This window comes from Paraburkholderia sp. EG287B (genome assembly GCF_040965595.1).
Classification (GTDB): Bacteria; Pseudomonadota; Gammaproteobacteria; order Burkholderiales; family Burkholderiaceae; genus Paraburkholderia.
On the sequence record NZ_JBFRCG010000011.1, the window covers coordinates 354,069 to 365,958 of the forward strand.

Annotated in this window: 11 protein-coding genes; all 11 read left to right on the forward strand. The window is 66.0% G+C overall.

The window, feature by feature from the left end; genetic code table 11:
- Positions 1 to 61 precede the first annotated feature (61 nt).
- The 11 genes from flgC to flgL all read left to right on the forward strand — a co-directional run bounded on the left by flgC (position 62) and on the right by flgL (position 11,723).
- Complete coding sequence (flgC, locus tag AB4Y40_RS22135; RefSeq protein ID WP_028203363.1) at positions 62 to 487, forward strand: flagellar basal body rod protein FlgC; 426 nt, start codon at positions 62 to 64, stop codon at positions 485 to 487.
- Positions 488 to 689: 202 nt separating this feature from the next.
- Positions 690 to 1,337, forward strand: a complete 648-nt coding sequence (locus AB4Y40_RS22140; RefSeq protein ID WP_368689587.1) for a flagellar hook assembly protein FlgD — start codon at positions 690 to 692, stop codon at positions 1,335 to 1,337.
- A 26-nt stretch (positions 1,338 to 1,363) separates the two neighbouring features.
- Complete coding sequence (gene flgE, locus AB4Y40_RS22145; protein ID WP_368689568.1) at positions 1,364 to 2,608, forward strand: flagellar hook protein FlgE; 1,245 nt, start codon at positions 1,364 to 1,366, stop codon at positions 2,606 to 2,608.
- Between the two features lie 27 nt (positions 2,609 to 2,635).
- Positions 2,636 to 3,394, forward strand: coding sequence for a flagellar basal-body rod protein FlgF (gene flgF / locus AB4Y40_RS22150; RefSeq protein WP_133183398.1), 759 nt, complete (start codon positions 2,636 to 2,638; stop codon positions 3,392 to 3,394).
- Positions 3,395 to 3,465: 71 nt separating this feature from the next.
- Positions 3,466 to 4,254, forward strand: a complete 789-nt coding sequence (gene flgG, locus AB4Y40_RS22155) for a flagellar basal-body rod protein FlgG (protein ID WP_368689569.1) — start codon at positions 3,466 to 3,468, stop codon at positions 4,252 to 4,254.
- A gap of 32 nt (positions 4,255 to 4,286) precedes the next feature.
- The gene (locus AB4Y40_RS22160) at positions 4,287 to 5,000 is read left to right on the forward strand and encodes a flagellar basal body L-ring protein FlgH (RefSeq protein WP_368689570.1); all 714 of its coding nucleotides are present in this window, start codon (positions 4,287 to 4,289) and stop codon (positions 4,998 to 5,000) included.
- On the forward strand, positions 4,994 to 6,193 hold the full coding sequence (locus AB4Y40_RS22165; protein WP_368689571.1) for a flagellar basal body P-ring protein FlgI: 1,200 nt from the start codon (positions 4,994 to 4,996) through the stop codon (positions 6,191 to 6,193). Before AB4Y40_RS22160 ends, AB4Y40_RS22165 begins: the two co-directional genes overlap by 7 nt.
- Before the next feature lie 10 nt (positions 6,194 to 6,203).
- The gene (gene flgJ / locus AB4Y40_RS22170) at positions 6,204 to 7,199 is read left to right on the forward strand and encodes a flagellar assembly peptidoglycan hydrolase FlgJ (protein WP_368689572.1); all 996 of its coding nucleotides are present in this window, start codon (positions 6,204 to 6,206) and stop codon (positions 7,197 to 7,199) included.
- Between the two features lie 268 nt (positions 7,200 to 7,467).
- Positions 7,468 to 8,229 carry a flagellar brake protein gene (locus tag AB4Y40_RS22175; RefSeq protein WP_368689573.1) on the forward strand — a complete coding sequence of 254 codons (762 nt, stop codon included), beginning with the start codon at positions 7,468 to 7,470 and terminating at the stop codon, positions 8,227 to 8,229.
- Between the two features lie 210 nt (positions 8,230 to 8,439).
- Positions 8,440 to 10,467 carry a flagellar hook-associated protein FlgK gene (gene flgK, locus AB4Y40_RS22180; protein WP_368689574.1) on the forward strand — a complete coding sequence of 676 codons (2,028 nt, stop codon included), beginning with the start codon at positions 8,440 to 8,442 and terminating at the stop codon, positions 10,465 to 10,467.
- A gap of 11 nt (positions 10,468 to 10,478) precedes the next feature.
- Positions 10,479 to 11,723 (forward strand): flagellar hook-associated protein FlgL, encoded by a 1,245-nt coding sequence (gene flgL, locus AB4Y40_RS22185; protein WP_368689575.1) that lies wholly within the window; start codon positions 10,479 to 10,481, stop codon positions 11,721 to 11,723.
- Positions 11,724 to 11,890: the final 167 nt, after the last annotated feature.

Below are 11,890 nucleotides of genomic sequence, written 5' to 3' on the forward strand. Positions count from 1 at the left end.
AACGAAGCCATGAACGACCAACGCGCGCGTGACGCGCACCTGATGTGAGGTCAACGAAACCATGCCATCCCTGATGAACATCTTCAGCGTTGCGGGCTCCGCCATGACGGCGGAATCGCAGCGTCTGAACGTGACGGCGTCCAATCTCGCCAACGCCGACAGCACGACCGGCCCCGACGGCCAGCCGTACAAGGCGAAGCAGGTCGTGTTCGCGGTGAACCCGCTCGGCGGCGCGCGCACGGCCTCGGGCCAGCAGGTGGGCGGCGTCAGGGTGACCGGCGTGGTGGACGACCCCACGCCGATGAAAGAGACCTACGACCCCGACAATCCCTCCGCCAACGCGGACGGCTACGTGACGATGCCGAACGTCGATCCGGTGCAGGAGATGGTGAACATGATCTCGGCGTCGCGCTCGTACCAGGCCAACGTCGAAACGCTGAACACGGCCAAGACGCTGATGCTCAAGACGCTCACGATCGGAACGTAAAGCGGGAAACCTGAAGCACGGCAAGCCGCAGTCAGTACGGACACTGCAGTACATACAGAGACCAGCGGGCGCGAAATGAAGCAGCGCCTGCCACCACCACACGCCAAAGCACGAAGCGCAATCGAGGGAGAACGCGTTGAGTTCCAGCAACACAACCATCGGCGGCAGCACCGCCACCGTGTCGCAGCAACTGCTCGACACCATGAACGGCACGAGCTCGAGTTCGTCGTCGGCGTCGTCGAGCGGCACGAGCGCGAGCGACCTGCAGTCCACCTTCCTGAAGATGCTCGTCGCCCAGCTGCAGAACCAGGACCCGACCAATCCGATGGACAGCTCGCAGATGACCTCGCAGCTCGCCCAGATCAACACGGTGTCGGGCATCCAGCAGCTCAACACGTCGCTGTCGTCGCTCTCCACCCAGCTTTCGGCAGGCCAGAACGCGCAGGCCGCGCTGCTGATCGGCTCGACCGTGCTCGCCCCGGGCAGCAGCGCCGCCGTGTCGAGCGGCAGCGCGCCGCAGCTCGGCGTGACGCTGCCTTCGGCGGTCTCGGACGTGAAGCTCACGATCACCAACTCGTCGGGCCAGGTCGTCAACACGCTCGACCTCGGCGCGCAGTCGGCCGGCACCGTGCCGGTCACCTGGAACGGCAAGGACAGCTCGGGCAACACGGTCGCCGACGGCACCTACACGATCACCGCGAGCGCGACGACCAACGGCCAGTCCGCCACGGCAACCGCGCTCGTCGCGAGCCAGGTGCAGGGCGTGGTCCAGAAGTCGGACGGCACCCCGAGCCTGTCGCTCGCCAACGGCAAGACCGTCGCGCTTACGAGCGTCGGCGCCATTCTCTGAACACGATAAACGCGGAGTAGACAACCATGGGCTACCAGCAAGGATTGAGCGGCCTCGCCGCGTCGTCGAACGATCTCGACGTGATCGGCAACAACATCGCCAACGCGAACACCGTTGGCTTCAAGCAGAGCACGGCGCAGTTCGCCGACGTCTACGCGAACACCATCGCGACGTCGGTGGGCAACCAGATCGGCCTCGGCGCCTCGCTGCAGACCGTGCAGCAGGACTTCGCGCAAGGCACGATCAGCACGACGGGCCAGGCGCTGAACGTCGCCATCAACGGCAACGGCTTCTACCAGATGTCGAACAACGGCACGATCACGTACTCGCGTAACGGCGTGTTCCAGCTCGACAAGAACGGCTACATCACCGATGCCTCGGGCAACGATCTGATGGGCTACGCCGCCAGTTCGACCGGTGTGATCAACACCGCGCAGACCGTGCCGCTCCAGGTGCCGACCACCAACATCGCACCCGTTGCGACCAAGAACATCACGGCGCAGCTGAACCTGAACGCACAGGCCACGACGCCGACCACCACGACCTTCAGCGAAACCGACTCGACGAGCTACACGTATTCGACGTCGGTCACGGCCTACGACACGCTCGGCGGTACCCAGACGGTCAACATGTATTTCGTGAAGGACGCGACGAGCGGCCAGTGGGACGTGTATGCCGGTCAGGCCGGCTCGGTGTCGAAGCTCGGCACGGCGCAGTTCAGCTCGTCCGGCGCGCTGCAGAGCATTACCCCGGATACGGCCAACGGCGTGACGAGCAACGGCACCACGTCGCTTACGTTCAGCATCAACCCGACGGACGGCTCGACGAAGCCCCAGTCGCTGACGCTCGATCTCGCGGGTACGACCCAGTACGGCTCGGCCAACGGCGTGAACAACCTCGCCCAGGACGGCTACGCGAGCGGCACGCTGTCGAACTTCTCGATCGCCGCGGACGGCACCATCACCGGCAACTACTCGAACGGCCAGACCATGTCGCTCGGCCAGATCGTGCTCGCCAACTTCAACAACCCGAATGGCCTCCTGAACCTGGGCGGCAACCAGTTCCAGCAAACGGCGGCATCGGGCGTCGCGCAGGTCTCCACGCCGGGCAGCACGAACCACGGCACGCTCACGGGCGGCGCGCTCGAAGCGTCGAACGTCGACCTGACGAACCAGCTCGTCGACCTGATCACGGCCCAGCGCAACTACCAGGCGAACGCGCAGACCATCAAGACGCAGCAGACCGTCGACCAGACGCTGCTGCAGATGTAACGCGTCTAACCACGTACCGGGCACATCATGGACCGACTGATCTATACCGCGATGACGGGCGCGAGCCAGGCGCTCGAGCAGCAGGCCGTCGTCGCGAACAACCTCGCGAACGTCTCGACCACGGGCTTTCGCGCGCAGCTCGCCAACTTTCGCGCCGTGCCGATGTCGTTCGGCGACGGCTCGACGGTGAACGACCAGACCACGCGCACCTACGTGCTCTCGGCGACGCCTGGCTCGGACATGACGCCCGGTGCGATCTCGCATACCGGCAACCCGCTCGATATCGCGATCCAGGGCCAGGGTTTCATGGCCGTGCAGACGGCCGACGGCAACGAGGCCTATACGCGTGCGGGCAACCTGCACGTCGATGAAAACGGCCAGCTCGTCACGGCCAACAACCTGCAGGTGATCGGCGGCGGCGGCCCGATCGCGGTGCCGCCGGGCTCGGCGATCACGATCGGCAAGGACGGCACGGTTTCGGCCATCGCGCCGGGCAGCCCCGCCAACGCGATCGCCATGATCGACCAGATCAAGTTCGTCAACCCGCCGGCCGGTGCGCTCACGCGCGGCGACGACGGCCTGTTCCACACGTCGGACGGCAACCCCGCCGACGCGGACCAGACCGTGCAGGTCGCGACCGAGTCGCTCGAGGGCAGCAACGTGAACCCGGTGGCGGCGATGGTCTCGATGATCACCAACGCGCGCCAGTTCCAGATGCAGACCAAGCTGCTGCAGAACGCGGACCAGAACGAGCAGAGCGCGAACCAGCTGCTCAACTTCAGCTAAGCCATTTCAAGTTAATGAAGGCCGCTTCGCGCCGCACGACGCGCGCGAGGCCGGACCGGGAGAAAGACACCGTGAACCGATCGCTCTACATCGCCGCCACCGGCATGAACGCCCAGCAGGCGCAGATGGACGTGATCTCGAACAACCTCGCGAACGTGAGCACCAATGGCTTCAAGGGCTCGCGCGCGGTGTTCGAGGACCTCATGTACCAGACGCTGCGCCAGCCGGGTGCGAACTCGACCCAGCAAACCGAACTGCCTTCGGGCAGCCAGGTGGGCACGGGCGTGCAGCAGGTGGCGACCGAGCGTCTCTACACGCAGGGCAACCTGCAGCAGACCGGCAACTCGAAGGACGTGGCGATCAACGGCGCCGGCTTCCTCCAGGTGCAGATGCCCGACGGCACCACGGCCTACACGCGCGACGGCTCGTTCCAGACCAACGCGCAAGGCCAGCTCGTGACGGCGAGCGGCTACCAGGTGATGCCGGCGATCACGGTGCCCGCCAACGCGACCTCGCTCACCATCGGCAGCGACGGCGTGGTGACGATCACGACGCCGGGCTCGAGCAACAACACGACCATCGGCACGCTGCAGCTCGCCATGTTCATCAACCCGGCCGGCCTGCAGTCGAACGGGCAGAACCTGTTGTCGGAAACGGCATCGTCGGGCGCGCCCACGGTTTCCACGCCGGGCCAGAACGGTTCGGGCACGCTCAACCAGGGCTACGTGGAATCGTCGAACGTGAACGTCGTGCAGGAACTCGTGAACATGATCGAGACGCAGCGCGCCTACGAAATCAACAGCAAGGCGGTCACCACTTCTGACCAGATGCTGCAAACCCTCAGCCAGATGCAGGTCTGAGGTCTCCCTGGTTAATCAAGTCGGTGAAGAATATGTCGCAGTCCGTTCGAAACCTTCCTCGCATCCGCGCGCGGCATCCGGGCAATCCCCGGGCGCTCGTGGCGGCTGTGGCGCTCGCGATGCTGGCGGGCTGCGCCTACCTACCCAACCGGCAGCCGATCACGCAGCAGCCCATGACGGCCGTGCCGCCCCCGCCGCCCGCGAACACCTCGCCGGGCGCGATCTACAACCCCGGCTACGCGGGACGGCCGCTGTTCGAGGACCAGCGTCCGCGCAATACCGGCGACATCCTCACGATCGTCATCTCCGAAAACATCAACGCGACCAAGTCGTCGGGCGCGGCCACCAAGCGCGGCACCAGCGCGAGCTTCTCGGGCACGGCGAACTTCCTGCCGGGCTTCTTCAACCGCGCGAACCTGAATACGACGGGCGCGAACCAGTTCGACGCCACGGGCGGCGCGAACGCCTCGAACACGTTCACGGGCGTCATCACCGTGACCGTGACGAACGTGCTGCCCAACGGCAATCTCGTCGTGTCCGGCGAGAAGCAGATGCTCATCAACCAGGGCAATGAATACGTGCGCTTCTCCGGCGTCGTCAATCCGAACACCGTTGCCGGAGACAACTCCGTGCTCTCGACCGACGTCGCCGACGCGAAGATCGAATACTCCGCGAAAGGCGTGATCGACGAGGCCGAGACGATGGGCTGGCTGCAACGCTTTTTCCTGAACATCGCGCCATGGTGAAGATCCGCTTCCATCATTCGCGCCGCTCGCGCGTGAAGGACGTGCTCGCCGCCCTGGGCGTGGCGTTGGGCTTCGTGCTGGCCTGCGGCGCACTCGTCGCCTACGCGACGCCGGCGCGCGCCGAGCGCGTGAAAGACCTCGCGACCTTCCAGGGCGTGCGCGACAACCCGCTGATCGGCTACGGCCTCGTGGTGGGTCTCGACGGCACCGGCGACCAGACGACCCAGGCGCCGTTCACCACGCAGACGCTCGCGAACATGCTCGCGAACCTCGGCATCTCGATCAACAACACGTCGAGCTCGTCGGGTTCCTCGTCGACGCTCAACAACATGCAGCTGAAGAACGTCGCCGCCGTGATGGTGACGGCCGTGCTGCCGCCGTTCGCGCGGCCGGGCGAGCAGATCGACATCACGGTGTCGTCGCTCGCCAACGCGAAGAGCATTCGCGGCGGTACGCTGCTGCTCACGCCGCTCAAGGGCGCCGACGGCCAGGTCTACGCGCTCGCGCAGGGCAACGTGGCCGTGGGCGGCGCGGGCGCCTCGGCCAACGGCAGCAAGGTGCAGGTGAACCAGCTCGCCGCGGGGCGCATTGCCGGCGGTGCGATCGTCGAGCGCGCGGTGATCTCGCCGGTTTCGCAGCAAGGCGGTCTGCTCACGCTGACCGTCAACGACATGGACTACGACACGACGCAGCGCATCGTCTCGGCCGTCAACAACATGTTCGGCCCGGGCACGGCCTCGCCGCTCGACGGCCGCACGATCCAGGTGCACGGGCCGGCCGATCCGGGGTCGCAGGTGGGCTTCATCGCGCAGATCCAGGACCTCAACGTGAATCCGGCCACGCCGGCCGCGAAGGTGATCCTGAACGCGCGCACCGGCTCGATCGTCATGAACCAGATGGTGACGCTGGAGAGCTGCGCGGTCGCGCACGGCAATCTCTCGGTCGTCGTGAACACGCAGACGGCGGTGAGCCAGCCCGGTGCGTTCTCCAATGGCCAGACGGTGGCGACGCGGCAGTCGCAGATCCAGCTGAAGCAGGACAACGGATCGCTCAAGCTCGTCACGGCGGGCGCCAATCTCGCCGAAGTCGTGAAAGCGCTCAACGCGCTGGGCGCCACGCCGGCGGATCTGATGTCGATCCTGCAGGCGATGAAGGCGGCGGGTGCACTGCGCGCCGACCTCGAGATCATCTAAGGGGTGTAACTTGGATAATACGAAGAACATCGGCGGCGGCAGCCTCGACCTCACCAACCGCTTCGCGCTCGACGTGCAGGGCTTCGACTCGATGCGCGCCGCGGCGAACGCCTCGCCCCAGCAGGGCGTGAAGATGGCCGCGAAGCAGTTCGACGCGGTCTTCACGCAGATGATGCTCAAGAGCATGCGCGACGCGACGCCCGACGACGGCCCGCTCGACTCGCACGACGGCGCGCAGTTCACCTCGATGATGGACCAGCAGCTCGCCCAGCAGATGTCGAACAAGGGCATCGGCGTGGCGAACGCGATGCTCAAGCAGCTCATGCGCAGCATGGGCGGCGCGGCCGGTGCCGATGGCGCCGGCGGTGCGGGCGGCGGCGTGGCGGACGCGATCTCGGGGCTTTCGGGCAAGGACGCGAGCGAGGGCAACCTCGCCATGCTCAATGCGCTAGGCCGCGCCTACGGCAACGCTGCCGCCAATGGCGCGCTCGCCAACGGCTCGGGCTACAGCGGCAACAGCGCGCTCACGCCGCCGATCAAGGGCAACGGCGACGCCTCGGTGGACGCCTTCGTCGACAAGCTCGCCAATGCCGCGCAGCAGGCCAGCTCGACCACGGGCATTCCGGCGCGCTTCATTCTCGGCCAGGCCGCGCTCGAATCGGGCTGGGGCAAGCGCGAGATCAAGAACGCCGACGGCTCGTCGAGCCACAACGTGTTCGGCATCAAGGCCAGCAAGGACTGGACCGGCAAGACCGTCTCGACGGTCACGACCGAGTACGTGAACGGCCAGCCGCATCGCGTGGTGGAGAAGTTTCGCGCCTACGACTCGTACGAAGACGCGATGACCGACTACGCCACGCTGCTCAAGAACAACCCGCGCTACGCGTCGGTCATCAACGGCTCGAAGAGCGCCGAAGGCTTCGCGCACGGCATGCAGCGCGCGGGCTACGCCACCGACCCGCACTATGCGAAAAAGCTGCTGACCATCATGCAGCGGATGGCCTGACGATCGATTCGACGGCCGGCGCCGCGGTTGACGTCAATTAGGCAGCCGCAAACGTTGCCTCGGCGCCGTTGCCGGAAGAAGCTGCACATGCGTGTTTCATGCAGGGAAAAGGCACATTTTTTTTACGCCCAATCCCTAAATTTTTCGTCATGTCTGCCGCTAATGCAGGCGAGATGGAAAAGCAATCCGGGCGGTCGGACCGCCCGAACGGCGCGTGCGGAAAGGGTCCGCTCTCGCGCCGGCACGTTCACGAATTTCCGGCAGGCCGATGAATACCGTTCAGTCGAATCCACAGGAAGCAGGCGAGGGCGCGGAAGGCTCCCACGATTTTGGGCGCCGCAATCCGCTCGAGATCGGCGTCCAGCTACGCAATCTCGTCAATCGCGGCGACTTCCTGACCCTCCAGTATCGCGGCGGACAGCTCGTCACGCGCATTCTGGCCGTCAACGGACGCGAGCGCACGTTCGTGTTCGACTGGGGCGCGATGCCCGAGCAGAACACGGGCGTGCTCGCCGCGCCCGAGTGCCTCTTCCACGCCTCGCCCGACGGCGTGCGCGTGGAGTTCACGACCGCGACGCCGCGGCGCACCGAGTTCGAAGGGCACCCCGCGTTCGAAGCCGATTTCCCCGAAGTGCTGTTCTACGTGCAGCGGCGCGAGTACTTCCGCGTCGACACGCCCGTGCTCGAGCCGTGCATCTGCCGCGGCGAGCTGCCGAGCGGCGGCCCGCGCTTCGCGTACGAGGTGCATGACCTCTCGCTCGGCGGCCTCGGGCTGCGTACGACCGAAGAGCGCGTCGCGGATCTCGCCATGGGGCTCGTGCTGCCCGACGTCGAGCTCGACCTGCGCGCGCACGGCAAGCTGCGCGTGGATCTCGCGCTCGTCGTGCTGCGTTTCATCGATCTGCCCAACGGCGACCGCCGCTATCACATGGGCTTTCGCTTCGACGCGCTGCCCGGCGCCTCCGAGAACACGCTGCAGCGCTATATCACGCAGCTCGAGATGAAGCGCCGCGCGCTCGCGCGTGCCTGAGCGGCACGCGCCTCACACGCACGATCCGCCACACCCCCGACGGCGCAGCGCATCCTGCGCCGGTTCGCCCGCCGCGCGGCAGCCGCGCACGCGCCTACTCGCTAACGTTTTCGTCCCCATCGGGCGCTCAATTTTTGCAGTGCGTTGCCGTTATACCGTGAGTACACCACGCGGTTTGCCAGGGGGGCAGGCCGCTTTCGAGGATTACGCATGTCCAACATTTTCTCGATCGGTCTGAGCGGCCTGCAGGCGGCGCAGATTGGTATCTCGACCACCGGCGAGAACATCAGCAACTCGACGACCGCGGGCTACACCGTCGAGAAGCCGGTGTACCAGGAATCGGCAGGCCAGTACACGTCGAACGGCTATCTCGGCAGCGGCGTCACTACCGCCACCGTGCAGCGCGCGTACAGCCAGTACCTCACGACGGCCGTCAACAATGCGCAGACGGCCAGCAGCTCGTACACGGCTTCGTACAACCTCGCCACGCAGCTCTCGAATCTCGTGGGCAGCCCGACCTCGGGCATCGCCACCGCGATCACGAACTTCTTCACGGGCCTGCAGAACGTCTCGAATTCGCCTTCGGATACCGCAGCGCGGCAAACCGTGCTCTCCGACGCGCAGACGCTCGCCACGCAGATCAACGCCGCGAGCCAGCAGTACGACGCGATGCGCCAGAGCGTGAACACGCAGCTCACGAGCGCGGTCTCGCAAATCAACACCTACACGCAGCAGATCGCGAACCTCAACGCGCAGATCACGTCCGCGAGCTCGAGCGGCCAACAGCCGAACCAGCTGCTCGATCAACGCGATCAAGCGGTCGCGAACCTCTCGCAGCTCGTGGGCGTCCAGGTCGTGCAGGGCAGCACCGGCTACAGCGTGTTCCTCGGCAACGGCCAGCCGCTCGTGGTGAGCAGCCAGAGCTACAACCTCGGCACGCAGCCGTCGAGCACCAACCCGCAGGAACTGGACGTGACGTGGCAGGGCCTGAACGGCGCGAGCGCCGCGGCGCAAGGCGCGCCGCAGGTGCTGTCGTCGGCCGCGCTGCAAGGCGGCACGGTGGGCGGCCTGGTCTCGTTCGTCCAGACCACGCTCGATCCGGCGGAGTCGCAACTGGGCGCGATCGTGACGAGCTTCGCCGCGCAGGTGAACGCGCAGAACGCACTCGGCCTCACGCTCTCGGGCGGCGCGGGCGGCAATCTGTTCACGGTGGGCAACCCGCTCGTCACGGCCAGCTCGACGAACCCCGACACGCAGACCACGGTCAGCGCGACGCTCACGAACAGCACGCAGCCGCTTACCGACAACTACAAGCTGAGCTACGACGGCACGAACTGGAACCTCACCGACACGACCACGAACTCGCTGGTCGCGACCCAGCCGAACGGCACCGCGCCGATCAAGATCGGCGGCTTCTCGATTACGCCTTCGGGCACGGTGAGCGCGGGCGACTCGTTCATGATCCAGCCGACGGCCGGCGCGCTCGCGAGCTTCTCGGTCGCGACCAGCGACCCCGCGGCCATCGCGGCGGCCACGCCGGTCGTCGTGTCGGCGTCCACGACCAACGCAGGCACGGCCACCGTGACGCAAGGCGCGGTGGGCACGGGCTATTCGACGACGAACCTGCCCGTCACGCTGACCTACAACTCGACGTCGGGCACGCTGACCGGCCTGCCCAACGGCACGACCGTCACGATCACGACGCCGGGGTCGACCACCACCAGCACCGTGACGATCAGCAGCACCGCGACGCCGCCGGTGACCGGCGTGCCCTACGATCCGACCACGGGTGCGACCTACACGATCACGAACCTCACGGATTCAGCGGGCGCGAACGCCACGGCGACCAACGTGAGCTTCACGATGACGGGCACGCCCTCGAACAACGACACGTTCACGGTGGCGGGCAACAAGAGCGGCACGCAGGACGGCCGCAACGCGCTCGCGCTCGCGAACCTCACGTCGAGCACGGCGTACACGGGATCGACCACGCTCACCACGGCGTATGCGAACTACGTGAACTCGATCGGCGACACGGCAAGCCAGCTCAAGGCGTCGAACACGTCGCAGCAGTCGCTCGTGACGCAGCTCACCTCGCAGCAGCAGTCGGTGCAGGGCGTGAACCTCGACGAGGAAGCCGCGAACCTGCTGCAGTATCAACAGCTCTATCAGGCCAACAGCAAGGTGATCCAGACGGCGGCATCGCTGTTCCAGACCCTGATCGGCATTTTCCAGTGAGGCGCTGACCCATGCGTATCGCGACTTCCCAGATTTTTTCCTCCAGTCTGTCGACGATGGAGAACCAGCAGTCTCAGCTCCTTCAGGTCCAGCAGCAGATCTCGACCGGCGTGGCGATTTCGAACCCGGGCGACAATCCGCTCGGCGCCGCGCAGGCGGTGACGCTTTCCGCCACGAGCGCGACGCTCACGCAGTACACGTCGAACCAGACCACGGCGCTCACTGCGCTGCAGCTCGAGGACACGACGCTCTCGAGCGTGACGAGCACGATGCAGAGTATCCACTCGCTCATCATCGAAGCGCAGAACGGCTCGCTCACGGACCAGGCGCGCCAGGCGATCGCCCAGCAGATGCAAGGCGACCGCAACCAGCTGCTCACGCTCGCCAATACCACGGACGGCGCGGGCAACTACATCTTCTCGGGCTTCCAGAGCACCTCGCAGGTGTTCTCGAACAAGTCGGGCGGCGGCGTGACCTACAACGGCGACGCGGGCCAGCGCGTGATGCAGGTGGCCGGCACGCGCAACATCGCGGTCGGCGACACGGGCACGACGGTGTTCCAGAGCGTGCAGGCCGTGGGTTCGGCCAACGTGGCCTCGGGCAGTTCGTCGAACAAGGGCGCGGGCGTGATCAGCGGCGTGACGGTGACGGACCCGACCCAGGCGACCAACAACGACAACTACTCGATCGCGTTCGCCACCGACGCGACCACGGGCGCGCTCACCTACACGGTGACCGACCACAGCGTCAGCCCGGCGACGACCACGACGCCGGCCAATTACACCGAAGGCAATCCAATCTCGCTCGGCTCGGGCATGAGCGTGACGATGTCGGGTACGCCCAGCGCGGGCGACTCGTTCTCGGTCACGCCCGCCACGGCGTCGCAGAACACGGACGTGTTCGCGAGCATCGACAGCATCATCGCCGCGCTGAATACGCCCGCGAGCGGCTCCACCGCCGCGGTCGCGAACCTCAACAACGCGCTGAACACGGGCCTTACGCAGATCGGCAACTCGCTCTCGAACGTGATCACGGTGCAGGCTTCCGTGGGCGGCCGCGAGCAGGAAGTGAAGGCGCTGCAAACGGTCACGTCGACCAACTCGCTGCAGGTCACGTCGAACCTCTCCGACCTCATGAGCACCGACACGGTGGCCGCGATCAGCCAGTTCGAGCAGCTGTCGAACGCGCTCACGGCTTCGCAGAAGAGTTTCGCCGCCACGCAGAATCTCTCGCTGTTCCAGTACATCAATCCTTGATCACGAGGCGTTGAGCGGGCAATAAAAAGCGGACTCCGGTCCTAATGCCGTTCAGTTAAGCAACTGAACGGCATTTTTGTTGGTGGAGCAAAGGGGTTGTAAACACGTCGCGGCGATGTTAACTTTCGTCGCCATGCTGGTTGACACCCTTCCCCTGCTTGTCGAAG